Here is a 25,540-nt window from a genome sequence, read left to right on the forward strand (position 1 = left end):
CCGCGAGTTACCGTTCTCGCTCGACCACGAACTCCGCCAGCTCGAGCAGGTAGTCTCTGGCCGTCGGATCGGCGATTTCGACGCGGTCTAGGGCTTTGATCGCGCGGTCCGACTCGGCTCGAGCGCGGGCGTTGGCCTCCTCGGGGCTGAGATCGGTGACCTGCACGACTGATGGCCGCTCGAGGGCGGCGTCGTGGCCGGTCGGTTTCCCCAGCTCTTCGGGATCTGCGATCGCGTCCAGCACGTCGTCTCTGATCTGGAAGGCGACGCCGACGCGTTCGGCGTACTCGCCGAGCGCCTCGACGGTGACGGGATCCGAATCGGCCGCGATGGCCCCGAGTTCGGCGGCGGCGCGGAAGAGCGCGCCCGTCTTTCGCCGCGCCAGCGTCATGTACTCCTCTTCCGTCTCCGGCTCGGCCGACAGCTCCGTCGCCTCGCCGACGCCGAGTTCGACCATCGCCTCGGCGACGACCTGCGTCGCCTTCGGATCCGCGGAGAAGAGGGCGAACGCCTCCCCGAGCAGGCCGTCGCTCGAGACGATGGCGGGCCCGTAACCGAACTCGGCCCACGCGCTGGTTGTCCCGCGGCGCAGTTCGGACCGGTCGATAATGTCGTCGATGACGAGCGACGCGCTGTGGACGAGTTCGATCCCCACGCCGAAGTCCACGGCGTCCTCGGCCGACCCGCCGACGGTTTCACAAGCTAGCAGTGCGACCATCGGCCGGACGCGTTTGCCGCCCGAGAGCGCCGTGTGGCGGACCTCCTCTCTGAGCGAGTCCGGCTCGAGGGCGTCGACCACCTCGACGAGGCGCTCCTCGATCAGCGCCCGACGACGCTCCAGACGTTCCATTGCCAGCGCTTAGGACGGGGGTACAAAGTAGGTGACGGATCAGCCGAAGTCAGGATCCGTCCACGCCATCGAACGAGAACGGCTGGTCCGCTTGTTCCGGCTCCGACGTGTTCGCTTCCGGCTCCGCTGTTGCAGAATCTTCGTCATCGGTCTGTTCGGCGTCCGTCTCGGTCAGGTTGCTATTAGTCTGTTCGGCGTCCGTCTCGAGAGCGTCATCCGCTTCGAAGCTCAGTTCGGTTCCCGTTTCGGGCTCCCCGTCGGCTTCGTCGGTCAGTTCGGGGCCCGCGTCGGTCGACCAGGACTGCGAGCTTCGGTCGGTATCGAAGCGGTCGAGCGCCTCGCTGAGGTGGGCCGCCTGTCCGGCCAGCGAGTTCGCGTTCTCGGACACCTTGGCGAGCGCCGACGTCTGCTCCTCCGCCGCGGCCGCGACGTGTTGGGCCTCCTGTACCGTCGTCTCGGAGATGTCGGTCGCGGCGGAAGCCATCGCGACGACTTCCTGCGTCGAGGCGGCCTGCTCCTCGGATGCCGCGGAAATCTCCTGGACGCCGTCGTTGGCTCTCTGGTGGCTTGCTCGAGTGCACAGCCCCCGGCGGGACGTGGACCAAAAATAGCCGCTCGCTCCTGTGGTCGCTCCGGTACTCTCGCTTACCCGCCGAACTCTTCGGTGAGCGCGGGGACGACGTCGAAGAGGTCGTCGTGGATCGCGTAGTCGGCGATGTCCATGATCGGCGCGTTGGGGTCCGTGTTGATCGCGACGATCGTATCGGCGCCTTTCATCCCGGCGACGTGCTGCACCGCACCCGAAATACCGATCGCGATGTAGACATCGGGCGTGACGACCTTCCCGGACTGGCCGACCTGTCGGTTCTTGGGCAGCCAGCCGTTGTCGACGATCGGTCGCGACGAGGAGACTGTCGCGTCGAGCGCGTCGGCGAGTTCCTCGATGAGCGGGATGTTCTCTTCCTCTTCGATCCCGCGACCGACGCTGACGAGCACGTCGGCTTCGCTGATGTCGACATCTCCGCCGCCGACTTCCTCGAAGCCGTTGACGGTCGACCCGACGGAATCTTCGTCGATGTCGGCGTCGAAGGCCTCGAGCGAGGCGTCGCCGGTACCCTCAGCGGCGGGCCACTCGGCCCCCCGGATCGTCGCAACTGCGGGGCCCTCGAGTTCGTTGGTCGTCTCGACCTTGCCGCCGTACATCTCGCGGGTGGCGATCAGCGTCTCGCCGTCGGTCTCGAGGTCGATGGTGTCGGTGACGACGGGGAGATCGAGCGCGTTGGCGATGGCGGGTGCGTAGTCGAGTCCGTTGACGCTGTTGGGCGTCAGGACGTACTGGGGAGCCAGTTCGTCGTAAAGCTGGGTGATCGCCTGCGTGTAGACGTCGTGGTTGAACTCCTCACCGTGGGAGACGGTGTGGATGGCGTCGACGCCCTCGCGGTTGCATTTCTCCGCGAACTCGTCGACGGTGCCGCTGATAACGGCCAGGTGCAGGTCGCCACCGGTCTCGTCGGCCAGCTGGCGGCCAGCTGTGATGATCTCGTAGCTGACGTCGCGAAGCTCGCCGCGGCGGTGTTCCGTGACTGCGAGGACGTCCGTCATGGTGCCACCCCCTTGTCGCGAAGCATCTCACCTAACTCGGCGGCGGTCTCTTCGGAGCTTCCTTCCCAGATCGTCGCGTCGCTCTCGCTCTCGGGCTCGTACATGTCCGTGAGCGTGAGATCGCCTTCGATCTCGCCCTCGTCGACGCCGAGGTCGGCGAGTCCCCGGACATCGAGTTCCTTGCGCTGGGCCTGACGGATGCCGCGCAGGCTCGCGTAGCGGGGCTCGTTGATACCCGTCTGGATCGTCAACACGGCGGGGAGCTCGATATCGGTCAGCTCCTCGACGCCGCCCTCGAGTTCGCGTCGCACGGAGGCGACGCCACCGTCGAAGTCGTGCTCGAGGTGGTTGACGACGGCACCCCACTGGGCGCCGATCTGTTCGGCGATAGAGACGCCGGTCGCGGCGAAGCTGTCGTCGCCGGCCTGGACGCCGGTGAGGACGAGGTCGGGATCCTCTTCCTCGACGACGGCGCTCAGGATCTGGGTCTTCGCGTTGACGTCGAGCAGGTCGATCCCTTCCAGCGAGTCGTCCCAGACGCGGACGGCGCGGTCGGCACCCTTCGCAAGCGCTTGACGGATTGTTTGTTCGCAGTCTTCCGGACCGATGGTAACCGTGACGACTTCGTCGGCGATGCCGGCCTCTTGGAGCTGGACGGCCTCTTCGACGGCGTAATCGTCCCACTCGTTGAGGTCGGCACCGAGGTACTGATCCGCGATCTCAGTACCCTCGATCTCGAACTCGTCTTCGACGGTCGCGACTTCTTTGACCGTAACGAGGATTTTCATCACCAAACACTGCAACGTCCGTACCGTAAATCTTTTCGAAACGCGCTTTCAGATGGGAGTCGTTCATTTTCCAGTCGTCGCCGATTTACCGGGTGCGTATTACGCTCCTCGATGCACGTTCGGGAAGACGTTACCAGCGTTTTCTCTGGCTCGGTCTTCGATCGATGAGACGAATGCCGATCTACGAGACGGAAACGGTTTAACGACGCCACTGGTAGTACGCGCTATGGCAGACTGTCCACTTGCCGACGACTGTCCGAGCTTCTCCGAGCGGATCTCGGGAATGGGGTGTAGCCACTACGGTGATCGGGGTGGCAAGGAGTGGTGCAATCACTACGGCCAGCCGATCCAGGACTTGAAGACCCAGCCCGTCAAAGCGGGCGAGGAGGTCGTCGTCGACGTCGTCGACATGCACGAGAGCGGCGCCGGCGTCGGTCGAACCGAGGACGGGTTCATCGTCATGGTCGACGGCGTCCTGCCGGAGGCTCGCGCCCGCGTCGAAATCACGCGCGTCCACAGCAACCACGCCCGCGCGGAGGAGCTCGAACTCCTCCCGATGGACCCGGATGAAGCGGGTGAAGAGACCGGAGATACCGACGCGAGCGACGATTCCGACGACGAAGATGGCGATGACGATGGTGACGGAGACGCCTCGGCAGAGGCGGACGACAACTCGAGGGAGTCCGCGGCCGAGAAACGCGAACGTCTCGGCAGTCGCGAGAATTTCTGGGGCTCGTAAGGCGCTTTGCGTTTCGATGAGTGGACAGTCATCGAGCAGTCGCCGTTTTCACAGATCGACAAGGCGGATGCCACGGGGCTTGACCCCGAGGCTGTTGACCGTTCGTGAACCGCCGCGGTCACAACAGTTTTCTCATCACTCGTGCGATACAACCCCATGGATCGGATTTCGTTGTCGAATTCGGCGTTCGAAGGTGACAACAACGCGTACCTCTTCGCGGACGGGCGGGAGACGGTGCTGATCGATACCGGGGACTGGATGGAAACGACGCGCGAGCAACTCGAGGCCGCCTTCGACGAGCGCGGACTCGCGTTCGCCGACGTCGATCGGATCTTCCTCACCCACTGGCACGGCGACCACACCGGGCTAGCGGGGCCGATTCAGGCCGAGAGCGGAGCCGAGGTATACGCCCACGAGGCTGACGCGGCGCTGATCGAGGGCGACGAGGACGCTTGGGAGGAGATGCACGAGTTGCAGGAACAGTACTTCGACGACTGGCGGATGCCCGAGGAAAAACAGGCGGTCCTCCGCGAGCGGATGGCGTCCGCCGGCGGCACGAACGAGTCGCCGACCGTGACGACGTTCGAAGACGGCGATCGATTCTCGCTCGACGGCTACGACCACGACCTCGAGGCCGTCCACACCTCCGGGCACGCGGCGGGGCTCTCGATGTTCGAGACGACGCTCGAGGGCCGCCGTGAGGTCGTCTCCGGCGACGCGCTGTTGCCAGTGTACACGCCGAACGTCGGCGGCGCCGACGTCCGCGTCGACCGGCCGCTCGAGAAGTACCTCCGCGCGCTCCAGAAAATCGTCGACGCGGAGTACGACCGCGCGTGGCCGGGTCACCGCGATCCGATCGACGACCCCGCGGGCCGGGCCCAGTACATCATCGACCACCACGAGGAACGCTCGTTTCGGGTGCTCGACGCGCTTGATCGCAAGGGCCCCTGCGATACGTGGACCGTTAGCGCCGACCTGTTCGGCGAACTCGAGAGCATCCACATCCTCCACGGGCCCGGCGAGTCCTACGCCCACCTCGAGCATCTCGAGCGCGCGGGAACCGTCGTTCGCGAGGGCGCCGAGTACCGGTTGGCCGACGGCGTGAGCGAGGTACTCGCCGCGAAAGACGACGAGCGCTGGACCCTCGAGTACTGACGGTCACTTCTTTTCCCCCGTTTCCGGCCCGGCTTTGTCCCTCATCGTCTCGTTTCGTCTCCCCTCCTAGCCGTGCGATCTCGCTACTGCCCGGGTGTATGAATATCATACTAAGTATGGAAACACTGCTCAATTGTGAAATGATATGGCTAGGAAACGTCTATATGGGTTGGGAAACGGTGATCGAAGTGAATGAGTATCTCTTCGCTATTCCGATCGGGGTGCGGTCGTTGTTTCGTCCGTGACCCCTCCTCGAGTCAGTCGCAACGATCGATCGACGGGTACGAGATCGAGCAACCGCCGCGTACACCGCGGACCGAGCAGCGATGACTGACGACGCCGCTGCGGTCGGTCGCGCTCGAGATGACGAACTCCCGCGAGAGGACGACGGCCTCGCCACCGGTCCCGACGCGCTGGCGCGGCTGCAGGAGGTCGTCCCGGCGTTCATCGAAGCACAGGTCGACGAGGCGGGCGCCGACGGCGTTGTAATCGCCCTCGACGGCGAACTCGTGTCGACGGTCACCGCCACGCTCGCCGTGGACGCGCTCGGTTCGGACCGCGTTACCGGGCTCGTCCTCCCGGCCTACATGAATCAGGAGGCGGCGGCGCGAGACGCGGAGGCCATCGCGTCCGTACTGGATATCGAGTACAGTCGCGTCCCGCTCCAGCCGTTGCTCGGCGCGTTTCAGGAGGTTGTCGGCATGACTGCTCAGCCGGCCGACGATCTCGTCGCGATGGAGAACGTCGCCGCCCGACTGCGGATGGCCTGTTCGTACTACGTCGCGAACACGACGAACGCGCTGGTCGTCGGGACGGCGACGCGAACCGACCGCTTTCTCGGGACGCTGACGAAACACGCCGATACCGGGGTCGACTGTCTCCCGCTGGGCGATCTGTACGCGACCGAGGTCCGAGCGCTCGCCGACGCGCTCGAGATTCCCACGGATCTCGTTGCACCGTCCGCGTCCCCTGGTGTTGGCGCAGGTCAGTCCGCGGGTGATGAACTCGAGATCGAGCCGAAAACCGTGGACCGCGTCCTCCGATTATCCGTCGACGAGGGAGTCGACGTCGCGGCCGTCGCCGAACGGGTCGGTGTCGACGCTGCGGCGGTCGAACGGATCGCGGACTGGTACGCCAGCATGCGGCACAAACGGCAACTCCCTCCGACGCCGGCGACTCGAGCGGGGTCCGAACGTCCGTTCTAGCGATCCCGAACAACTCGGCTGGCGCACGTCCCCGCAGGTGTCGGCGCCCTCGAAACCGTTACGACTGCTGGCAGTCGTGCAACTGGTGTTTGTGTTCGGCCGGTTCATCTGCCGTCGACTGGGTCGTCTCTCCCCTCTCAGCCGTCGAAAAATGACGTACTGTTAACCCGTTTCGCCTGTACCGTCTACTCGATGTCCGATTCGATCTGCCGGCGCTTCGGTCCCGGCCGACTGCCGTACGCGTCCAGACGCGACGTCGGCGCCGGGATCGCGATGGCGGCCACGGGGGTGCTCGCGATCGCCATCTGGTTCGTCGCCACCGGCCTGTTGCTCGTGACCGACGCTGTTCCCGCACTCACCGGCGGGGGTGACCTCGAGTTCGCCGCCGCGTTCGGGCTCCTCTTCGCCCCGTTCGGCGTGGTGACGTCGTTCGTCGTCGGAACACTCTGCTGGCGCGCTGTTGACACGGATGCACCGGATCCGACTCTCGGCGCACTGCTCGGTGCGTGTACGGCGGCCACCGGGATGATCGGCGGCTCTCTCGGCATCTCGCTCGTGTTCACCGTCGCAACTCTCGTCTTCGGGTCGATGGCACTGGGACAACTCCTCGTGTTCGCCGTCGTCGTCTCGGTCTCGGCGCTCCTGTTCAGCGCGGTCTTCACCGGTTGGCTGATCGTTCCGCTCGGGGCGTTCGGCGGCTGGTATCACGAACGCGCGCGGGCGACTGAGGTGGACGGGAGTTGATCCGTCGGATCGGGAAAGCTTTGATCCCGCCGCCGGCTTAGTGTACAGTATGAGTGCACGGGAAACCGAACTCGGGGGCCCACGGTCGGTCGAGCGAACGCGGTGGTCGCCGTGATCGACGAGGTCGAGGAGTTACTCGAGGAGATCGGGTTCGACGCCGAGACGAGCGTACTGACGCGCCGGCAGGCCCAGGTGCTTGCGCTTCGCGAGCGTGGCACCTCCCAGGCGGATATCGCCGACGCGCTCGGAACCTCGCGAGCGAACGTCTCCTCGATCGAGTCGAGCGGCCGCGAGAACCTCGAGAAGGCCCGCGAGACGGTCGCTTTCGCCGAGGCGTTGCGGGCACCGGTTCGCGTCCGCGTCCCGGAGGGAACCGACCTCTACGATGTGCCACAACTCGTCTACGAGGCCTGCGACGAGAAGGGCGTCAAGGTCGACCACACCGCGCCTGACCTGATGAAGGTCGTCAGCGACGCCGCGGGCGCTGCGGTGTCGGGCCGCGAGATCTCGACGCCGCTGATCGTCGGTGTCACTGCCGAGGGGACGGTTCGCGTGCGCCACCAGCAGTGATCGGCGCGGGTCTCCGGCAGTAAGGTGGTGATCCTCGCGACTCGAGACGACCGCCAGAGCGAAAGGCGACGGCAGCATACGTGGGAGCGATGACGATCGACCTGCCGACATCGCTGGCCGACTCGTGGCGAGCGCTGGGAACCCGGACTGGCGAATCGAGCGTGCTTCTCGCGTCGATTAGCGCCGAGACGACGGTGTACGAACCGATCGACGCCGCCGACCGACTGGTAACGTTGGGCGCGAGCGAGATTCCTGTCCGCTCGCTGTTCACCGTCGACGTGACGTTCTCCCCGTCGCTCTCAGATCTCGGCATGGCTCCGAAATCGGCCTTCGAGAAGGCTGCGCCGAAGGCGAAGTCACAGTTCGTCACGACCCTCGAGGACGAGGGCCTGCACATCGACGGGACGCGAAACACCCTCGAGTTCGAGGCAACGAACGGGGCCGAGGGTGCCTGGTTCGTCCTCGACGCGGACTACCCCGTCTCCCCGGATCTGACGACAACCGACGACGAGTGGCTCGACGCGGAGGCCCACATCGCGGTCTGGCCGACCGAGGCGAGTTTCGGAATGGCAGGCGGCGTGCTTCCACTCGAGGACGGAAGCGGCGTCGTCGATGGAAGGAATGGGGGCGAACTGCCGGCCGGGCTCGAGGTCGATCCGGAGGCCGACCGGGAGACGGTCGCAGCCCTGATTCGGACGCTCGAGCCAGACAGATAAGGGGGCGACGGCCGCCGTAACCTTTCGTTTCCCGGCTCGCTGCAGGCGATTCGCCAATCGGTTCCTCAACTGTTAACGTGTTTGACGTTAGCATATTCAGAAAAGTAGTATTACCCGCTACGCTTATTGAGTGTGGCACACAGTGGCGAACATGGTCGACGAGTGGCGATCGATCGAGACCGAACTCGAGGGGATTTCGGACGAGCGGAGCGAACTCGAGGATGCGTTCGCCCGCGTCTCCGACGCCCTCTACACGCTGGATGCCGACCTGCGGTATACCCTCGTCAACGACCGAGCCAGGTCTCTTTTCGATCCGTTCGCCGAGGACGCAGCCGACGAGTCCGCGAGCCCGAACGAGTCCGAAAACGCGGCGTCGGAATCCGTGACGGGCCGTCTCGAGTCGCTCTTCGGCGACGCACACGAACGCGCGTTCGAGCGCCAGCGTCAGCTCTCCGTCGAAGTGCATGACGACGGCAGCGACCGCTGGTTCGAGGCGCGGTGTTATCCAGACACCTCCGGCGTGACCGTTCTCGTCGCCGACGCCACCGAGCGCAAGCGCCGTAAACGCGAACTCGAGGAAGGCAACAGGCGGCTTCGATCGATCTTCGAGGACGCACACGACGCGATTCTCGTCGGCGACGAGAACGAGATCGTCGCCGCCAACCCGGCCGCGAGCGAGCTGTTGGGAGTCGACCGGTCGGAAATTTCCGGACGCTCGCTCAAGGAGTTTATTCACGACGACCACGACGTTCCTTCGGCCTGGGAAACGTTTCTCGAACGGGGACGGCTCCGCGGTTCGTTCTCGCTGGTTCGACCCGACGGGACGGAACGGATCGTCGAGTACAACGCCGTCGCCAACGTGTTGCCCGGCACGCACCTCTCGATTCTCCGGGATGTTACCGAGGCCCGACAGCGCGAAGCGGAACTCGAGCGCCAGCGCGAGCGCCTGGCGGCGCTCGACCACGTCAACGGCGTCGTCCGCGAGATCAACGACGCCGTCGTCACCGGATCGACGCGGGCTCACCTCGAGCGCGTCACCTGCGAGTCGCTTGCCGACTCGCCGTCCTACGAGTTCGCGTTCATCGGGGACGTCGACGTCAAATCGGAGTCGATCAGTCACCGCGTTGAAGCGGGGATCGACGGCTACGTCGAGTCGATCCCACTCTCGACGGATTCCGACGATCCGTCCGGCCGCGGCCCGGCCGGAAAAGCGATTCGAACCCGGACGATTCAGGTATCGAACGATGTCTTTGCGGATCCCGACTTCGAACCGTGGCGCGAGGACGCCCGGGAACACGGCTACGAGTCGGCTGCCGCGATCCCGATCACGTACGACAGCGCACTGTACGGTATCCTCGGAATCACCAGCGAGCGTCGAAACGCGTTCACCGACGAGGAGCGAGACGTCGTCGCCCAACTCGGCGAAATTCTGGGCCACGCCATCGCCGCCCTCGAGCGCAAACGGGTCCTGCTCGGCGACGATCTGATCGAACTCGAACTCGTCATCGACGATGCGGTCGCGATGTTCGACGGCCCCGACATGACCGGCCACTCGATCTGGTTCGACCGAGTCGTCCGGACCGGCGACGAGCAGTTCCTCGAGTACGGGAGGACGGCCGCCGAGACGTTTCCGCTGCTCGAGGAGATCGTCGAGTGCGTCCCCCACTGGGACGAGGTGTCGGTGCTGCAGCGGTCGGCCGGCGACGTAAAATTCGAGTTGGCAATCACCTCGCCGCCGATGTTCGGGGTCATCGACGCCTACGGCGGCTACGTCGAGGCGGCGGCGATCCACGACGGCGAGTACACTACGACGGTCCACTTTCCAACCGGGACGGACGTTCGCGCTGTCATGGACGAACTGACGGAAGTCTATCCCAGCATCCGAACCGTCGCTCGGCGTCAGATATCCCCCTCAAGCAAGTCACTGGAGCAACTCCAGGCGAAACTGGCCGAGGCGTTAACCGACCGCCAGCGGACCGCCCTCGAGATGGCCTACTACGGCGGTTACTTCGAGTGGCCCCGCGACAACTCGGGCGAGGAAATCGCCGAGTCAATGGACGTGACGGCTGCGACGTTTCACGAGCACCTCCGGGCGGCCCAGCACAAACTCATTACGACGATCCTCGACGACGCGGAGACGGCGGGGGAGGACGCAACCGACGATCGCTGAGCGTCGAGACCGTGGCACACGTCGGCCGCGACGTACTGGGATTGATTACGTCGCCGTCCCACGTCCCACACATGCAAACCCACATCGTCCCGGTCGGCTTCGACTACGACCGGCTGATCGCGCCGCTAGTGCGCGATCAGATCGACGTCGACAGCGTCATTCTCCTCGAGGGTGCCGTCGGAAGCGAGGCCAACGTCGAGTACTCCCGGCATCTCTCGGAAAAGCTCGAGACCGACTTCCGGAACCTCCTGGGGGCGAGCACGGAGCGGTTCGTCCTCGAGGATGTCTACGACTACGACGCGGCGTTCGAGCAGGCCTACGACCTCATCACGGCGGAACTCGACGCCGGCAACGAGGTCTGGGTGAACGTCGCCGCGATGCCCCGCACCGTGAGCTTCGCGTTCGCCAACGCCGCCCACTCGCTGATGGTCGAACGCGAGGAGGACCGCGAGGGGATCCACACCTACTATACGGCCCCCGAAAAGTACCTCGAGACCGAACTCGCCGAGGAACTCCGCGAGCAGATCAGTATCCTCGAGGATATCGGTACGCGGGAGGCGGAGATCGACGGCGACCGAATCGACTCCCGCCTCGAGAGCGCCCGGAACCTCCTCTCGGAGTTCGACGAGCGCGGGACGACCATCGGGGCAAAGGAGATCGACGGCAAGCACATCGTCGAGTTGCCGGTCGCCTCCTTTTCGAACGTCAAACCGTTCGAGGAGCTCATTCTCTACAAACTCGGCGAGGACGGCGAGTTCGACTCGGTCTCCGAACTGGCCGAATCGCTCGCCCGCGAACTCAACGAGGAGTACACCGACAGCTTCCGCTCGAAGGTCATCTACAACGTCGACCGGCTGGGTCCCGGCGGGAAGGGGTACATCGAGCGCGAGGAACACGGGAAATCCTACCGTACCAGGCTTTCCAGGATCGGCGAACTGTGGGTGCGTGCACACTCCGATAGCGACCCCGACTCGTAGCGCTCGGGATCCGGCGGCCTCCGCAGGTAGCTGACCCTCGCAGATTTCTATTCGGCGTTGCGGACGGGGTCAGCGAACCGGCCCGGCCACAACACCTCAAGTAGATCGGCGACGAAGGACGTGATACGGTACTATTCCACCGATGACTGCAATCGATATCAACTGCGACATGGGCGAGAGCTTCGGCAACTGGACGATGGGACGCGACGGCGAGGTGATGCCGTACATCACCTCTGCAAACATCGCCGGCGGCTACCACGCGGGCGACCCCCACGTCATGCGCGAGACCGTCGAACTCGCGGCGGAACACGACGTGGGAATCGGGATCCACCCCGGCCTCCCGGACAAGATGGGCTTCGGCCGTCGAACGATGGACGCGACGCCCGAGGAGGTTCGCGACTACGTCGTCTACCAGTTGGGGGCGCTGCTAGCGTTCGCAAAGCGCCACGGCGCGAGCGTCCAGCACGTCAAACCCCACGGCGCGATGTACTCGATGCTCTCCGAGAGCGAAGCGCACTGTCGGGCCGTCATGGAGGGCATCCTCGAGGTCGATCCAGACCTCATCTACCTGGCAACCGATATGAACATCTACGAAGTCGCCCAGGAGTACGACGAACTAGACGCCGTCTTCGAGGGCTACGTCGACCTCGATTACAACCCCGACCGAACCCTGATCGTCGAGAAATCCGTCGAGCCGAAGGATCCAGAGCTGGTCGCGGATCGCGTCGTCTCTATCGCGAGCCGCGGCGAGGTCGAAGCCGTCGACGGCACCACGATCGACGTCCCCGCATCGTCGATCTGTATCCACGGCGACGGCCCGAACGCCGTCGAACTGCTCGAGTCGATCCACGAGCGACTCGAGGCGGAAGAAATCGAACTGGCTCGCCTCGACGAACTGGTGTAAACCGGAGGCGTGGCGACGCCCCGGCGGGTCAGACCTCGTCCAGCCCCTCGAACTGCTCGTCGAGGTACTTCGTCGTGTGCTCGCTGTCGACGAACGCGTCGTCCTCGAGCACCGCGAGATGGAACGGAATCGTCGTCGCGATCCCCTCGACATCGGTCTCCTCGAGGACCCGTTTACTTCGTTCGAGGATCTCCGTTCGATCCTGTGCGGTGACGATGAACTTCCCGACGAGCGAGTCGTAGAACGGGCTGATTCGATCGCCCTCGTTGACGCCGTCGTCGACGCGGACGCCCATCCCCGTCGGTGGCCGGTACGTCTCGAGGGTGCCCGGGGTTGGCGAAAAGTCGTTGTACGGATCCTCGGCGTTGATGCGGAACTCTATCGCCGCTCCACGGGTCTCAACCTCGTCCTGCTCGAACGAGAGTTCTTCGCCCGCGGCGACCCGGAACTGTTCTTTGACGATGTCGATGCCCGTCACGGCCTCGGTGACAGTGTGTTCGACCTGAATTCGGGCGTTGACCTCGAGGAAGTAGAACTCGCCGTCCTCGTAGAGAAACTCGACGGTTCCGGCGTTGCTGTAGCCGGCTTCGGCGACGCCGGACCGTGCGGCTTCACACAGTTCTTCCCGCGTCTCGTCGTCGAGCACCGGCGATGGCGTCTCCTCGATGAGTTTCTGCTGACGGCGCTGCACCGAGCAGTCCCGTTCGTAGAGGTGACGGACGTTCCCGTGCTGGTCGCCGATGACCTGCACCTCGATGTGGCGTGGGTTCTCGAGGAAGCGCTCGACGTAAACCGCGTCGTTGTCGAAGTACGCCTCGCCCTCTCGTTTGGCGTTCGTGAACGCCTCCTCGGCTTCGCCGGGATTCTCGACGACTTTCAGCCCGCGACCGCCGCCGCCGCCGTCGGCCTTGATCGCGACGGGGTAGCCGTGCTCGTCGCCGAAGGCTTTCACTCGCGCGGGGTCGTCGATCGGCTCGTCGGTCCCGGGAACGATCGGGACGCCGGCCTCGTTCATGATGGCTCGAGCCTTCGTCTTCTCGCCGAAGTCGGCCATCGCGTCCGCCGGCGGCCCGATCCAGATGAACTCGGAGTCTTCGACGCGGCGGGCGAACGACTCGTTCTCCGCGAGGAAGCCGTAGCCGGGGTGAATCGCGTCGGCACCGGTCTCGGCCGCCGCCTCGAGCAGCGATTCCTGGTTGAGATAGCTCTTCCCGGCGACGGAGGAGCCGACGTGAGCGGCTTCGTCCGCGCGCCGGACGTGTTTGGCCGTCTCGTCGGCGTCGCTGTAGACGGCGACGGTGTCGATTCCGAGTTCGGTTGCCGCTTGCATTACGCGGACCGCGATTTCGCCTCGATTCGCAACGAGTACTTTGTTGATCATCTATTGGTAACTCCGCACTACAGCGACTCCTGAATGTCCGCAAGCAGTTCGTCTCGCTCGCGACGGATCTCGAGTGCCTCCTCCACGTCGACCGCGTTGAAGTCGACGGTGCTGTGCGTTCGACACTGCGAGAGCGCACCGCGGTCGGGGCTGACGATCGTTCCAACGGTGGTGTAGCCGCCGCCGGTGACGGCGTCTCGCATCAGGATGATCGGCTGGCCGGCCATCTGGATGGAGCCGACGGGGTAGCCGAGGTCGACAACGTTGGTGACGTCCGTCCCGGCACCGAACGGTTGCTCGCGCTCCTCGAACATCTCCCTGATATCGGGGCCCTCGAAGCGGTAGCCGACGCGGTCGGCTTCGTCGGAGACCTTCCAGTCCGCGTCGAGGAAGCGCTGTCGGCCCTCGTCGGTGAGCCGATAGTCACAGAGTCCCATCACGACGTTGATCTCGTTCGTCGAGTAGTCCGGTCGGTCCGCCTCGTCGATCGAGTTCCCGATCACGTCGTCAATGTCTGCCGAGGGCTCCCCGATCGGCAGTTCGTCTCCCGCCTCGAGCGATCGGCCCTCGTGGCCGCCGATGCCGATCAGGGTGTACGTCGACCGACTCCCCATCACCGGCTCGATGTCGACGCCGCCGGCGACGGCGAGGTACGTTCGCGCGCCTTCCGTCGCGAACTCGAGACTGAGCGTATCGCCCGCGTCGGCCTGCACGGCCGTCCACGTCGGGACCGGTTCGTCCTCGAGTGTAGGCTCCATATCCGCGCCCGTAACGGCGAATACGGCGTCGTCCTCGAACTCGACGTCCGCGCCCATGTAGGTCATCTCGAGCGTCGCGTCGGATTCGTCGTTGCCGACGAGCCAGTTGCCCACTTTGTGGGCGAACTGGTCCATCGCGCCGGAGGGCGGCATCCCGATGTGGTAGTGGCCGTGGCGGCCGGTGTCCTGGACCGTCGTGACGAGTCCACCGTCGAGAATCCGCATTACTCGAGCACCTCCAGAAGCTGCTCGTTGTAGCCGTCTGGGTCCTCGAAGAACGCTTGGGGCTCGAAGTCGACTCGATCGTAGTTGTACTCGTAGCTGCCGTCCTCCACTTCTTCGCGGATCGCGTCGTACTCCTCGCGGTCGATCTGGCGGAAGTTGAGGATGTCACCCGGGTTGGGGAGCACCATCGAGTCCTCGAACGCCGACAGCTCCTGGTCGACGTCGAGTACCTCGACGGGCGTTCGACCGTAGAGCTGGTAACCGCCCGCGCCGGGGACGGGGTAGATGGCGGTGAACGCACCGCCGAAGCCGATCGCTCGGCTCGGCGTCGCCGTCCGCGGCTGTTCGTACTTTGGCACCTCGATCTGCTCGTCGCGGGGTACCATCTGGAAACAGAAGGGGAGTCCGGGAACGAAGCCGATCATCGTCACCATGTGCGGCGCACCCGAGTGATGATCGATAAACGCCTCGACGGAGTCGAAGCCGTTGAGTTCTGCGGAGTATTCGAGGTCCGTCGCGTCCGGATCCTGGTGGCGCTCCCGGAAGTCCATCAGTGTGTCGTGAGTCCACGGATCGTCGTAGAAGACCGGGATATCGAACACGCGGGCCTCCCACTGGTAGTCGGAGACGTCGATCTCGTCCTCGAGCGATTTCAGTTCCTCGATCAGTTCGTCCGGATGCAACACGGCCGGATCGAACTGGATCAGGTAGGAGGCGTTCGACGGCGCGACCTCGACGAGCCCCTCGAGACTGTTCTGGCGGATCTCCTGCGTGATCGCCTGCGCCTTGAAGTTCGCATCGAAGCTCATCGCCTCGTCGAGTTCGACGAACACCCAGTCGTCCCCGCCGTACTCGTACCGTGGTGACGGAAGCTCTTGCCTCGTTATCGTTTGTTCGCTCATCCTACGTTCAAAGAGAGCGGTTACCACTGTATAGATGCCGACTAGAGTCGGACGAGAAACGTACTAAAACAATTACATATGCCTGTAAACTATGGTGGTTGATGTGTTTACGATGATGTTCGAGGGGGTATAGGTTTGTCAAAACCTATATGCTCGGGCGCCTTATCCAATAGTAAGATTTCATAAATGACGACAGAACACATCCAGTCACCGATGCCCGGCGTCTACTACACGCGTCCAGATCCGGACGACCCGACGTTCGTCGACGAAGGCGACGAGGTTTCGGAGGGAGACGTCGTCGGATTGGTCGGCGTCATGAAGAACTTCCACGACATCACCGCTCCGGCGGACGGCACGGTCACCGAGTTCGTCGCCGAGAACGAACAGGAAGTCGACGCCGGCGATGAGCTGCTCGTTCTCGAGATCAACTGAGTTCGCGTCGAGCCGTCCTCGCCTCCGAAACCGAACTGGGTCAGCGGTAGCCCTGTTCCGTCCCGGCTCGAGCGAAAGAGACGACGATCGGTTACTGACCGACGTCCAGCAGCTCATACAGCGCGCGCTCCGTGTCGATCGTCAGCAGGTGCTCGCGGTACTCGGCGCTTGCCTGTACGTCCGAGACGAACGCGTCGGCGTCTAGCGCGGTGCCCGACTCGGCGGCCGCCGTGGTGATCGTCTCCTCGCTCACTGCACTCCCCTCGAGTTCGTCCTCCACGGCCGACAGTCTCGTGGGGGTCGTCGTCGCACCCGTGACGGCGACTCGCGCCGCCTCAATCGTCTCGTCATCAGTACGGAGCCAGACGCTGACGCCGACCATCGCGTAGCCCGAGAGGGGGTCTCGGCGCTTGTGGTAGCCGCTCACGGCATCGTTGTCGGTCGAAATTCGAACCGCAGTGACGATCTCGTCGTCGGCGACCGCCGTCTCGAACGGCCCCTCGAAGCAATCGGTGGCGTCGATCGTTCGCTCGCCGTTCGAGCCACGAACCTCGAGGGTGCCCTCGAGCGCGAGGAGGGCGGCCGGCGGATCCGATCGCGGATCGCCGTGGGCGAGGTTGCCGCCGATCGTGCCGCCGTTCCGGACCGGCGGATCGCCCAACTCGGACGCGGCGTCGGCGAGCGCAGCCGCGTGTTCGCGGACGATTTCCGACTCGGAAATCTCGGCGTGGGTGGCGAGCGCCCCCACCGAGATGCCGTTCTCGTCGTCCAGTTCTTCGATCGCATCGAGCCCGCTCAACTGCCCGATGTCGACGAGCGCCGGCGGCGACTCGTCCCCGGTTTTCATCCGCGGCAGCAATCCGTGCGCGCCGGCGACCAGTTCGGCACCGTCGTGGTCGCCGAGGAGGTCGAGCGCCTCGTCCACACTGTCGGCGCGGTAGTAGTCGAAGTCGTTCGTGTACATCAGTTATCACCCCCCGTGGCCCGCCAGACCGACTCCGGCGTGATCGGCATGTCGAGGTGGTCGATGCCGAACGGCTCGAGCGCGTCCGTGACGGCCGAGACGATCGTCGGCGCTGCCGCGATGGTCGCCGACTCGCCGACGCCTTTGACCCCGATCGGGTTGTGCGGACTCGGCGTCACCGTGTGGTCCGTCTCGTAGTCGGGCAACTGCGTCGCGTGCGGGACGACGTACTCGTCCATCCGACGGGTTCTGAGGTGGCCGTCGTCGTCGTAGGCTGCGCCTTCGTAGAGCGCAGCGCCGATCCCCTGTGCGATCCCGCCGTGGACCTGCCCTTCGACGATCATCGGGTTGATGATCTCGCCGCAGTCGTCGACCGCGACGTAGCGCTCGATTTCGATCTCGCCCGTCTCGGGGTCGACCTCGACGACGGCGACGTGCGTGCCGAAGGGGTAGGTGAAGTTCTCCGGATCGTAGAAGTTCGTCTCCTCGAGCCCCGGATCCATCCCCTCGGGCAGGTCGTGGCCGAGGTAGGCCTCGTGGGCGATCGTCTGAATGTGCAGCGAACGATCCGGCGCGCCGGCGACGTGGAACTCGCCGTCGTCGAACTCGATGTCGTCGACGCTGGTCTCGAGCTGGTGGGCCGCGATCCGACGGGCCTTCTCCCTGACCTCGCGTGCGCCGCGGGCGATGGAGCCGCCGCCGACCGAGGCGCTGCGGCTGCCGTAAGTGCCCATCCCCTGGGGAATTCGATCCGTGTCGCCTTCGACGACCGTGACGTCGTCAACGGAGACGCCGAGCTCCTCGGCCGCGACCTGGGCGTAGGTCGTCCGATGCCCCTGTCCCTGGTCGGCCGTTCCCGCGAGGACGGTTACCGATCCCGTCGAATCGAAGCGGACGATCGAACTCTCCCAGCCCCCGGCCTGCGCGCCGAGGTCACCCGCGAGTCCCGAAGGCGAGAGCCCGGCCGATTCGATGAAGCTGCCGATCCCGATGCCGATGTACCGATCCTCGTTTCGAAGCTCGCGCTGGCGCTCGCGCAGCGCCTCGTAGTCGACGTGCTCGAGCGCCAGATCCATCGCGCGCTCGTACTCGCCGCTGTCGTAGACCAGCGCAGCCGCCGATTCGTAGGGAAACTCGTCCGGTGGGACGAGGTTTCGCCGACGCAGTTCGGCCGGGTCCACCTCGAGTTCCCGCGCGGCGACGTCGACGAGCCGTTCGATCACGTAGATTCCCTCGGCCCGGCCCGCACCGCGGTAGGCGTCGACGGGGGTCGTGTTCGTGAACGCCCCGATGACGTGGCAGTGGATGGCCGGAATCGTGTACTGGCCGGAGAGGACGGTCGCATACAGATAGGAGGGTGTCGCCGTCCCGAACTGCGAGAGCTGTGCGCCGAGTCCGGCGTGGGTTTCCACTCGAACGCCGCGGATCGTTCCGTCGTCGTCGAGCGCGATTTCGCCGGTCGTCACGTGGTCCCGACCGTGACAGTCGGTCAGATAGCTCTCCGAGCGCGTCGCCTGCCACTTCACCGGCCGGCCGAGTTGCATCGAACACCAGGCCGTCACGGCCTCGTCCGGATAGTGGTAGATCTTGCTCCCGAAGCCGCCGCCGACCTCGGGGGCGATCACCTGAATCTTGTTCTCCGGCAGTCCGAGCGTCCCCGCCGAGAGCAGCATCCGGTGAAGATGGGGGTTCTGACTCGTCATCCAGAGCCGGAGCTTTCCCGTCGCCTCCTCCCAGTCGGCGAGGGCCGCTCGCGGCTCCATCGCGTTCGGGATGAGACGCGGCTGTCGGAGGTCGACGCTCGCGACCCGGTCGGCGTCGGCAAACGCCTCGTCGGTCGCGTCCGCGTCCCCGAGTTCGAAGTCGAAGGCCACGTTGTCCTCGGCCTCGTCGTGGACCGGCGGGACGTCGCGCTCGACGGCGTCGACCGGATCGGTGACGTGCTCGAGTTCCTCGTACTCGACGTGGATGTGCTCGAGGGCGTCGTGAGCCGCGTGTCGGGTCTCCGCCACGACGGCGGCGACGGGGGTTCCCTCGTGGCGGACCTTATCTGTGGCGAGCATGCGGTACTGTGGTTGGACGAGTCCGGGGAGATCCCACGCGGTCAGGATCGTGTTCGGAACGCCGCTCTCGACGACGTCCTCGCCGGTGAACACCGCGAGTACGCCCTCCATCGCTTCCGCGTCACTGGTATCAATATTTTCGATACGCGCGTGGGCGTGGTCGGAGCGCCGGATCGCCAGGTGGGTCGTTCCGCGCAGGGAGATATCGTCGGTGTACTCCCCGGATCCGGTCAGCAGTGGAACGTCCTCGCCGCGTTCGATCGCGGCACCGAAGGCCCCGTTGCCGTCTGTGTCGGACGCTCCACCCGTGTCCGCGTCGCTCATCGTTGCTCACCCAACTGGTCCGCCGTGGCCTCGATCGCGTCCACGATGTTCTGGTAGCCGGTACACCGACAGAGGTTCCCCTCGATGGCGTCCCGGATCTCCTCGCGCGACGGATCCTCGTTCTCCCGCAGGAACGTGTCGGCGGACATGAGCATCCCCGGCGTGCAGTAGCCACACTGGAGCCCGTGATTCTCTTGAAACTGCTCCTGCAGGGTCGAGAGATCGCCGTCGTCAGCGAGTCCTTCAACCGTCTCGATCTCCGCGCCGTCGGATTGGACGGCAAACCGCGTACAGGATTTGATCGTTTCGCCGTCCACTCTGACGGTACAGGTGCCACACCGCCCGGTCTCACAGCCGACGTTCGCCCCGGTGTAGCCGAGTTGCTCTCGGAGCGCCGAAACGAGCAGCGTTCGTGGTTCGACCGTCAGTTCGTGGTGTGTGCCGTTGACTGTTACAGAAATGTTGTGTTCTGACATTATTACTCCCGGAGCGTCCGAGCGGCTCCGTCCCGAGTATTGTTTCCAACCCTCTTGTTAGAAACTCACACACTATGCACACCGCATCGAGGTAAATAGGTTTGTGACCGAAATCACCGCTTCTGACCGTCATAAACCCGGACATATCACTCCCAAATCTCGTCCCATCCGTGAGTTGTACCACTTGGAGTGCGGTCGACGGTGCGGACGACACCCGAACGGTCGGTCGCCGTCGACGGGCCGACAGCAGAGTGGTCGAGCCGACTGGGGCGGAGACGCTCCGCCGCTCCCGTTAGCCCGCTCGAGCGAGCACTCGCTCCCGGAGTACGAGCAGACACGGCAGGACGGTGAGGCAGGCGATGAACGCGAAGATGATACTCATCCCCGTCACCAATCCGAACCGCTGCAGCGGCGGTGCGAGCGCGAGCGCGAGGACGCCGAAGCCGGCCGCCGTCGTCGCTGCGCTGCCGAGGAGCGCGCCGCCGGTGCCCGTGATCGTCGCGGCGAGGGTCTCCTCGAGCGACTCCCGCTCTTCTCGTTCCGCAATAAACCGCTCGCCGACGTGGATGCTGTAATCGACTCCGAGACCGATCGCGAGGCTGGTGATGACGGCCGTCTCGCTGTTGAACGGCAGATCGAGCAGCGCCATCGCGCCGAGCAGCCACGCGAGGGCGGCGACCACGGGCGCGAGCGTGACCGCGCCCAGTGAGAGCGCACGGTGGCGAACCCAGTAGAGGACCGTCAGGAACGTCAGGATAACGACCAGTGTGATCGCAAAGGCCTGGACGAGCGTCTCGAGGAGGGCGTCTTGGACGACGGCGGTCGTCACGGGGCCGCCAGCCGCGACTGCGGTGACTGGCCCGTTGCTCTGGATCGCGGCCGCGAGGTCACGAGTGTCGTCGGCGACGGTCTGTGCGGCCGCGTCACCCTGGACGCTGACCAGCAGCCGGGACGTCTCGTAGCTCCCGTCGTCGGTCCGGTAGATTACCTCGGAGGCACGGTCCGAATCGACGTCGAATAACACGTCGTAGAAGCCGTCGACGTCCTCGTTTGGCAGGTCGTCGCCGGTCGTATCGCGCTCCTCGAGGGCGGCCGCGACGGTCTCGTTCTCGGCGGCGAGTTCGCGGATGACCGATGGCGGCCCCTCGATCGCTGCAGCGCCGCCCGGTCGAACGATGATCGTACTGTCGTCGCCGACCCCGCTGATCGCGTCGTCCATCGCGACGAGCGCGTCGGGATCGGTCACGTCGCCACGTATCAGTATCTGTGTTTGACTCCCCTCTCCGCGTTCGGCGAAGTTCGCGCCGAGATAGGCGGCGTCGTCGCTGATCGTGTACGTGTCCGGCGCCAGCGGCCCGGGGAGGGACTTAGCCCACTCGGGGGCGTCTTCGGGGAGGAAATCGGCCTGATTGAATTCCGTATCGATCGTCGTCGCGCCGTAGGCGCCGCCGGTCGCAAGCAAGAATCCGATCAGCACGACCGCAAGCGGCGCGCGGCGAGCGAGCGCTACGAATCGCGAGAGGACGCGGTTGACGACGCTCGTGCCCGTTCCGAACGGCTGTTTCGCTCGATTTCGTCCGAACCGGTTCTCGAGCACGTTGTCGACCTCGACCTTGAGCGCCGGGACGAGAACGGCGAAGGCGACGAACGTCGCGAGAATGCCGCCGGCGCTCAAGATTGCGAAGTCCTGAATCGCTGGCAGCGGACTGACCACGTTCGAGAGGAACCCGACGCCCGTCGAGACCGTCGCCGCCCCGAGCGCGAGGACGACGCCCGACAGTCCGAGCGTCATGCCGGCCCGCGTCCCGACGAGGCCGCCGTCCGACTCTCGTATGTGTTCCGTTTCCGTCCCGTTTCCCCCGTTCTCCGCCGCCAACGCTTCCGTCTCCTCGAGTTCCCCGGCTCTGGCCTCCCGATACCGCATCACGACGTGGAGCGCGTAGTCGATGCTCAGCCCGATCAGGAGGAAGGGGACGGCGATGAGCAGTTGACTCGAGGGGACCTCGAGCCAGCCCTGAATACCCGCGAGCCAGGCCATGACGACAGCGATGCCGAAGACCGCGATGAGTACGTCGACGATGTCCCGATACGTGACCGCGAGGACGCCGAGGACGAGCACGAGCGCGACGGGCGTGATGATCGCGAAGCTGTCGCCGACGGCGCTCGCGGAGGCCGCGTCCGTAACTCCCTGGCCGAAGAGGAACGCGTCGTCGAAGCGCTCATCGACCAGTCCGTCGATCGCGACCTGCGCGTCGTAGGCCGCCTGTGGCTCCTCGTCCGGGCCGCTGTCGTCGATCTGGAAAATGAAGGTGATTCGCGACTCGGCCTCGGTCTCGCCCGGTTCGTAGCTGGTCGGGAGGAACTCGTAGGCGTCCTCACCGCCCTGGTCGCTGTCGGGATCGAGCACGTCCGCGAGCAGCGCCTCGACCTCCTCGTCCGAGCGCGACTCGAGCGCCTCGATCATCTCCTCGAGCGTGGGCTCGCTCGTGTCGGGCGGGCCGTTCGCCTCCGCGGCCCGATCCTCGAACACCGCGCCGGTCGCGACGATGTTCTCGAGCCCGACGAACCCTTGGTCGTCGAGCGTCGCGTTCAGGTCGTCGTCTTCGCGTACCTCTTGTTGGAGGTACAGCCCCTCGAGCAGCGAGTCGCGAGTCAGGACGTCACCGCCCTCGTCGCGGACGACGAGTTGGGCGACGACACCGTCGTCGGTGCCGTAGGTTTCGTCGATCTCCGCTAAGGCCGCGGTTTCCTCGGAGTCGGTCTCGAAGTCGCCGATCTCGCCGTCCTCGCTCTCACCGATCACCGCGCCGGCCGCGACGACGGCGGTGAGCAACAAGACCAGTACGACGACGAGGCGGCTGTGTGAGACGACGAAATCCGCATACCGCTTCCCCAGTCCTTCGCTCATTGGCTCTCCGCCCCGCTCCTTTCTTCACGCCACGCGACTCGGTGGCAACGTGGAACGACGGCCCGCAGTCTCGCAGTCATTGCAGCGTGTTCGGACCGGGAGAGCCATAGGGGTTCGGGTCGAAACCGATGTTGTATAATCCGATACCGATTATGAACACGGATACCGACCGCGAACGCGGCGTGCTCAGCCCGGCCGACCGAGCCTACCTGCTGGGCGACCGGGAGATGGGCCACGAGCAGTCGAAGCGAAACGCCGAAGCGCGCATCCGACGCCGGATTCACGCGGCCGTCGTCGATTTCGATCTTCTCCTCCACACGCTGCCCGAGAAGGACCGAAAGCAGGTGTTCGAGCGAACGACCACCGACGAGGCGTTTCTGGACGGACTCCGGGCGATGTTCGCCTTCGTCTACCTCGGAACCGAGCGGTACGGCGTCGGCTTCGAGGAGATCCTCATACCTGCCGTCAGAAGCTCCGAAGAGTACTTCGCCGCGACCGACCGGGACGAAACCGTCTCCGTCGACGTGCGTTTCGACGTCGAAACGACGGTCGAATCGTCGCTCGAGGGGATCACCGCGCGGCTGGACGCGGGCGACCCGGTGACGCCGCGAGAGCTGTTTTCGATCGTCATGCAGGGGACGTACGACGCGACCCAACACGACCGCATTCGCGTGATCAGCGTCGACGGCGACAAGAGCGGACCGTCGCTCGAGCGACTGGCGACCTACCTCGACGGCGACCTCGAGCGCGTTTCGGACGGGATCGCGGTTATTCGCCTGGGGGAGTAGGGTCGTTCGCGGCTTCCGTCGGAGACTCGAGCCGCTGGACGACGACCGCGAAGGGATCGTAGCCGCCCTCGAGTGCGAGTCGCGCGAACCGGCTCCAGCCACGAGCGAGCGCGTTGAGGACGTGGAACGTGCCGAAGAGTAGCACGAAACCGAGTACCGCGACCGCGAGCGCCTGTGAGAGTGTCGTGATCTCCCAGTAGCCGACGGTGAAGACGGCGTCGACGCTGACAAGGAGGTAGTCCCAACCGAGATGTAGCGTCTGGTGGATCTCGGGTGCGCGATCCGACATTGTGCCGACGTACAGTCCCGGCTGGTCGTAGTAGAGCGGGACGGTGAGCATGGCAATCGCGGTCGACAAGCCGGTACCGACGAGCACGAACGAGACGACACCGAGCACGAATTTCACGGGGAGATACAGCACCGACGTCCACGTCTTCCGGTGAGTCGCGAGCGACCGAATCTGCTTGGCGTGCGTGTCCCCGTCGGGGCTGGTCCGCGGCTCGATATCGACATCCAGCAGCGCGGCCGTCAGCCAGCGATCGAAGCCGGCGAGCGCGAGCGAGGCGACGACCACGGCGGCCAGTAGTGGAACCCCAACGAGGATAATCGAGAGTCCGATGCCGAGTGAAACCCCCGTCACGACGAACACGAAGTAGGCGATGCCCAGCGGAAAGGCGAGCAACAGATAGGTCAGATTCAGGTACGTCCGGCGCTGGAACGGCACCGCGACGAATCGCTTGAGTCCCGCCGCCGCTCGTCCGAGGTGGCCGTCGGTGAGTGTCGTCGCGGTGCGCGCCATCCGGTCGTGAGTGCTCTCCGCGAAAAAATAAACGTTCGCCATCTGACGAAACGGGGTCGAATGCACCGCGACCCCCCGCCGTTCTCCTCGCGATCATGACAGCGGCGACACGTCGACCCCACCTGTCGTCGTCTCGAGTTGCAGCGTCGGTCCGCCGTCGCCCAGCGTTCCTGTCACGAGGTCGTCCTCGCGCGTCTCGTCGGTCAACTCGAGGCCGGTGACGTCGACCCCGCCCGTGGTGGTACTCGCGTGGAGTTCGGCGTCGAGACCCGGATCGACGGTGGCGGAGACGCTGCCGGTCGTCGTGCTGATCGTCGTATCGCCGTCGATCGCGGGCACGTCGGTCTCGACCCTGCCCGTGGTCGTGTGGATGTCCGCGACCCCCTCGACGTCGCGGATCTCGACCTCGCCGGTACTCGACTGCACGCCGACTGTCCCGTCGACGTTCGAGACATCGATCTCTCCCGTCGTCGCCTCGATCGTCGGATCGCCCGTCACGTCCGCCACCTTGACGCGGCCGACGCTCGCCTCGATTCGCTCGACCGCCAGTGCCTCGGGGATCTCGAGATCGAGGTTCATCGTTGGCTGGCTCTCGAACCAGCCGACGCTGCCCGTCCACTCTGAGCGGATCTCGAGGGTATCGCCGTCGATTTCGGTTCGGAGTTCGAGCTCCTCGAGGTCGGTTCTGATCGAACTCGCCTGTTTCTCGATGTCGAGGGCGATGTCGTCGCGATCGGTACCGACAACCGTGATCTCGCCCACGCTGCCGAAGACCGCGAGTCGGTCCGCGTCCGCCGACGAGAGCGTTTCGTGGTCCTCGATCCGTCGACCAACTAGCGGTGTCATCCCGCTACAGCCTGCGAGTGCCGATAGCAGGCTCGCCCCTGCGGCCCCGAACAGCGTTCGTCTCGACGTCTGCGCGCTCATAGTGTCATCCAGAACGTGATACCACGTTAACCCGATCGGTCGACTGTCGGCGGCCCAACCGGACCCCTATGCTTTTATTTGAGAATCGGGACAGTCGATTCGACTGTCCCGGAGCGGCCACGTTCGCGACGAAACACCTAACACCGTTCCCGGCAGTACAACCACGTATGTCC

General features: G+C 65.1%; 23 protein-coding genes and 1 pseudogene. 11 read left to right on the plus strand and 13 right to left on the minus strand.

Going from position 1 to position 25,540, the window contains the following annotated elements:
• Window positions 1-7: 7 nt before the first annotated feature.
• From NATTI_RS0112215 to NATTI_RS0112230, 4 genes and pseudogenes are all read right to left on the minus strand, one after another.
• A complete protein-coding gene (locus tag NATTI_RS0112215) occupies window positions 8-850 on the minus strand; it encodes a polyprenyl synthetase family protein (protein WP_006089749.1) in 843 nt (280 codons plus the stop codon).
• 310 nt (window positions 851-1,160) lie between these two features.
• Window positions 1,161-1,409 (minus strand): annotated as a pseudogene (locus NATTI_RS27640) (methyl-accepting chemotaxis protein); the annotation flags it as partial.
• 86 nt (window positions 1,410-1,495) lie between these two features.
• On the minus strand, window positions 1,496-2,452 hold the full coding sequence (locus tag NATTI_RS0112225) for an electron transfer flavoprotein subunit alpha/FixB family protein (protein WP_006089751.1): 957 nt from the start codon (window positions 2,450-2,452) through the stop codon (window positions 1,496-1,498).
• Window positions 2,449-3,240, minus strand: coding sequence for an electron transfer flavoprotein subunit beta/FixA family protein (locus tag NATTI_RS0112230; protein ID WP_006089752.1), 792 nt, complete (start codon window positions 3,238-3,240; stop codon window positions 2,449-2,451). The genes NATTI_RS0112225 and NATTI_RS0112230 overlap by 4 nt, the downstream gene beginning before the upstream one ends.
• A gap of 226 nt (window positions 3,241-3,466) precedes the next feature.
• Between NATTI_RS0112230 and NATTI_RS0112235 the strand changes: the two genes are divergently transcribed.
• The 9 genes from NATTI_RS0112235 to NATTI_RS0112275 all read left to right on the plus strand — a co-directional run bounded on the left by NATTI_RS0112235 (window position 3,467) and on the right by NATTI_RS0112275 (window position 12,420).
• Window positions 3,467-3,979, plus strand: a complete 513-nt coding sequence (locus NATTI_RS0112235) for a TRAM domain-containing protein (protein ID WP_006089753.1) — start codon at window positions 3,467-3,469, stop codon at window positions 3,977-3,979.
• A 156-nt stretch (window positions 3,980-4,135) separates the two neighbouring features.
• A complete protein-coding gene (locus NATTI_RS0112240) occupies window positions 4,136-5,134 on the plus strand; it encodes an MBL fold metallo-hydrolase (RefSeq protein ID WP_006089754.1) in 999 nt (332 codons plus the stop codon).
• Between the two features lie 326 nt (window positions 5,135-5,460).
• Entirely contained in the window at window positions 5,461-6,339 is an 879-nt protein-coding gene (gene nadE, locus NATTI_RS0112245) for an NAD(+) synthase (RefSeq protein WP_006089755.1), read from the plus strand.
• A gap of 192 nt (window positions 6,340-6,531) precedes the next feature.
• Window positions 6,532-7,083 (plus strand): hypothetical protein, encoded by a 552-nt coding sequence (locus NATTI_RS0112250; protein WP_006089756.1) that lies wholly within the window; start codon window positions 6,532-6,534, stop codon window positions 7,081-7,083.
• A 111-nt stretch (window positions 7,084-7,194) separates the two neighbouring features.
• A complete protein-coding gene (locus tag NATTI_RS0112255) occupies window positions 7,195-7,653 on the plus strand; it encodes a Tfx family DNA-binding protein (RefSeq protein ID WP_027119136.1) in 459 nt (152 codons plus the stop codon).
• Between the two features lie 89 nt (window positions 7,654-7,742).
• Window positions 7,743-8,369, plus strand: a complete 627-nt coding sequence (locus NATTI_RS0112260) for a hypothetical protein (RefSeq protein WP_006089758.1) — start codon at window positions 7,743-7,745, stop codon at window positions 8,367-8,369.
• A gap of 151 nt (window positions 8,370-8,520) precedes the next feature.
• The gene (locus tag NATTI_RS0112265) at window positions 8,521-10,539 is read left to right on the plus strand and encodes a bacterio-opsin activator domain-containing protein (RefSeq protein ID WP_006089759.1); all 2,019 of its coding nucleotides are present in this window, start codon (window positions 8,521-8,523) and stop codon (window positions 10,537-10,539) included.
• A gap of 71 nt (window positions 10,540-10,610) precedes the next feature.
• Entirely contained in the window at window positions 10,611-11,516 is a 906-nt protein-coding gene (locus NATTI_RS0112270) for an HFX_2341 family transcriptional regulator (protein WP_019991843.1), read from the plus strand.
• 142 nt (window positions 11,517-11,658) lie between these two features.
• Window positions 11,659-12,420, plus strand: coding sequence for a LamB/YcsF family protein (locus NATTI_RS0112275; protein ID WP_006089761.1), 762 nt, complete (start codon window positions 11,659-11,661; stop codon window positions 12,418-12,420).
• 28 nt (window positions 12,421-12,448) lie between these two features.
• On the opposite strand, the gene NATTI_RS0112280 is transcribed toward NATTI_RS0112275, so the two are convergent.
• The 3 genes from NATTI_RS0112280 to NATTI_RS0112290 are packed head-to-tail and all read right to left on the minus strand — an operon-like array spanning window position 12,449 to window position 15,686.
• Window positions 12,449-13,801: an acetyl-CoA carboxylase biotin carboxylase subunit gene (locus NATTI_RS0112280; RefSeq protein ID WP_019991844.1), complete on the minus strand. Its 1,353-nt coding sequence runs from the start codon at window positions 13,799-13,801 to the stop codon at window positions 12,449-12,451.
• Window positions 13,802-13,818: 17 nt separating this feature from the next.
• Window positions 13,819-14,784, minus strand: a complete 966-nt coding sequence (locus NATTI_RS0112285; protein WP_006089763.1) for a 5-oxoprolinase subunit C family protein — start codon at window positions 14,782-14,784, stop codon at window positions 13,819-13,821.
• Complete coding sequence (locus NATTI_RS0112290) at window positions 14,784-15,686, minus strand: 5-oxoprolinase subunit B family protein (protein ID WP_006089764.1); 903 nt, start codon at window positions 15,684-15,686, stop codon at window positions 14,784-14,786. The genes NATTI_RS0112285 and NATTI_RS0112290 overlap by 1 nt, the downstream gene beginning before the upstream one ends.
• A 186-nt stretch (window positions 15,687-15,872) precedes the next feature.
• Between NATTI_RS0112290 and NATTI_RS0112295 the strand changes: the two genes are divergently transcribed.
• The gene (locus NATTI_RS0112295; protein ID WP_006089765.1) at window positions 15,873-16,118 is read left to right on the plus strand and encodes an acetyl-CoA carboxylase; all 246 of its coding nucleotides are present in this window, start codon (window positions 15,873-15,875) and stop codon (window positions 16,116-16,118) included.
• 91 nt (window positions 16,119-16,209) lie between these two features.
• On the opposite strand, the gene NATTI_RS0112300 is transcribed toward NATTI_RS0112295, so the two are convergent.
• From NATTI_RS0112300 to NATTI_RS0112315, 4 genes are all read right to left on the minus strand, one after another.
• Window positions 16,210-17,082, minus strand: a complete 873-nt coding sequence (locus tag NATTI_RS0112300) for an FAD binding domain-containing protein (protein WP_006089766.1) — start codon at window positions 17,080-17,082, stop codon at window positions 16,210-16,212.
• Complete coding sequence (locus tag NATTI_RS0112305) at window positions 17,082-19,469, minus strand: xanthine dehydrogenase family protein molybdopterin-binding subunit (protein WP_006089767.1); 2,388 nt, start codon at window positions 19,467-19,469, stop codon at window positions 17,082-17,084. Before NATTI_RS0112305 ends, NATTI_RS0112300 begins: the two co-directional genes overlap by 1 nt.
• Window positions 19,466-19,945, minus strand: coding sequence for a (2Fe-2S)-binding protein (locus tag NATTI_RS0112310; protein ID WP_006089768.1), 480 nt, complete (start codon window positions 19,943-19,945; stop codon window positions 19,466-19,468). Before NATTI_RS0112310 ends, NATTI_RS0112305 begins: the two co-directional genes overlap by 4 nt.
• Before the next feature lie 292 nt (window positions 19,946-20,237).
• Window positions 20,238-22,853, minus strand: a complete 2,616-nt coding sequence (locus NATTI_RS0112315; protein ID WP_006089769.1) for an efflux RND transporter permease subunit — start codon at window positions 22,851-22,853, stop codon at window positions 20,238-20,240.
• Between the two features lie 152 nt (window positions 22,854-23,005).
• On the opposite strand from NATTI_RS0112315, the gene NATTI_RS0112320 reads away from it, so the two are divergent.
• Window positions 23,006-23,641, plus strand: coding sequence for a hypothetical protein (locus tag NATTI_RS0112320; RefSeq protein WP_019991846.1), 636 nt, complete (start codon window positions 23,006-23,008; stop codon window positions 23,639-23,641).
• Here the strand turns inward: NATTI_RS0112320 and NATTI_RS0112325 are convergent.
• Entirely contained in the window at window positions 23,622-24,440 is an 819-nt protein-coding gene (locus NATTI_RS0112325) for a sensor domain-containing protein (RefSeq protein WP_241434314.1), read from the minus strand. The two genes, NATTI_RS0112320 and NATTI_RS0112325, sit on opposite strands and share 20 nt — an antisense overlap.
• Window positions 24,441-24,533: 93 nt before the next feature.
• Window positions 24,534-25,367: a DUF4097 family beta strand repeat-containing protein gene (locus tag NATTI_RS0112330; RefSeq protein WP_006089772.1), complete on the minus strand. Its 834-nt coding sequence runs from the start codon at window positions 25,365-25,367 to the stop codon at window positions 24,534-24,536.
• Window positions 25,368-25,540: the final 173 nt, after the last annotated feature.

It is taken from the genome of Natronorubrum tibetense GA33, from assembly GCF_000383975.1.
Lineage (GTDB): Archaea > Halobacteriota > Halobacteria > Halobacteriales > Natrialbaceae > Natronorubrum > Natronorubrum tibetense.

Bases quoted from the DNA above. Each gene is read 5' to 3' on its own strand.
- NATTI_RS0112295 (WP_006089765.1), top strand. From the start codon at position 15,873: ATGACGACAGAACACATCCAGTCACCGATGCCCGGCGTCTACTACACG.
- NATTI_RS0112315 (WP_006089769.1), bottom strand. From the start codon at position 22,853: ATGAGCGAAGGACTGGGGAAGCGGTATGCGGATTTCGTCGTCTCACAC.
- NATTI_RS0112320 (WP_019991846.1), top strand. From the start codon at position 23,006: ATGAACACGGATACCGACCGCGAACGCGGCGTGCTCAGCCCGGCCGAC.
- NATTI_RS0112325 (WP_241434314.1), bottom strand. From the start codon at position 24,440: ATGGCGCGCACCGCGACGACACTCACCGACGGCCACCTCGGACGAGCG.
- NATTI_RS0112290 (WP_006089764.1), bottom strand. From the start codon at position 15,686: ATGAGCGAACAAACGATAACGAGGCAAGAGCTTCCGTCACCACGGTAC.
- NATTI_RS0112270 (WP_019991843.1), top strand. From the start codon at position 10,611: ATGCAAACCCACATCGTCCCGGTCGGCTTCGACTACGACCGGCTGATC.
- NATTI_RS0112250 (WP_006089756.1), top strand. From the start codon at position 6,532: ATGTCCGATTCGATCTGCCGGCGCTTCGGTCCCGGCCGACTGCCGTAC.
- NATTI_RS0112240 (WP_006089754.1), top strand. From the start codon at position 4,136: ATGGATCGGATTTCGTTGTCGAATTCGGCGTTCGAAGGTGACAACAAC.
- NATTI_RS0112225 (WP_006089751.1), bottom strand. From the start codon at position 2,452: ATGACGGACGTCCTCGCAGTCACGGAACACCGCCGCGGCGAGCTTCGC.
- NATTI_RS0112280 (WP_019991844.1), bottom strand. From the start codon at position 13,801: ATGATCAACAAAGTACTCGTTGCGAATCGAGGCGAAATCGCGGTCCGC.
- NATTI_RS0112230 (WP_006089752.1), bottom strand. From the start codon at position 3,240: ATGAAAATCCTCGTTACGGTCAAAGAAGTCGCGACCGTCGAAGACGAG.
- NATTI_RS0112305 (WP_006089767.1), bottom strand. From the start codon at position 19,469: ATGAGCGACGCGGACACGGGTGGAGCGTCCGACACAGACGGCAACGGG.
- NATTI_RS0112260 (WP_006089758.1), top strand. From the start codon at position 7,743: ATGACGATCGACCTGCCGACATCGCTGGCCGACTCGTGGCGAGCGCTG.
- nadE (WP_006089755.1), top strand. From the start codon at position 5,461: ATGACTGACGACGCCGCTGCGGTCGGTCGCGCTCGAGATGACGAACTC.
- NATTI_RS0112265 (WP_006089759.1), top strand. From the start codon at position 8,521: ATGGTCGACGAGTGGCGATCGATCGAGACCGAACTCGAGGGGATTTCG.
- NATTI_RS0112310 (WP_006089768.1), bottom strand. From the start codon at position 19,945: ATGTCAGAACACAACATTTCTGTAACAGTCAACGGCACACACCACGAA.
- NATTI_RS0112235 (WP_006089753.1), top strand. From the start codon at position 3,467: ATGGCAGACTGTCCACTTGCCGACGACTGTCCGAGCTTCTCCGAGCGG.
- NATTI_RS0112330 (WP_006089772.1), bottom strand. From the start codon at position 25,367: ATGAGCGCGCAGACGTCGAGACGAACGCTGTTCGGGGCCGCAGGGGCG.
- NATTI_RS0112285 (WP_006089763.1), bottom strand. From the start codon at position 14,784: ATGCGGATTCTCGACGGTGGACTCGTCACGACGGTCCAGGACACCGGC.
- NATTI_RS0112300 (WP_006089766.1), bottom strand. From the start codon at position 17,082: ATGTACACGAACGACTTCGACTACTACCGCGCCGACAGTGTGGACGAG.
- NATTI_RS0112275 (WP_006089761.1), top strand. From the start codon at position 11,659: ATGACTGCAATCGATATCAACTGCGACATGGGCGAGAGCTTCGGCAAC.
- NATTI_RS0112215 (WP_006089749.1), bottom strand. From the start codon at position 850: ATGGAACGTCTGGAGCGTCGTCGGGCGCTGATCGAGGAGCGCCTCGTC.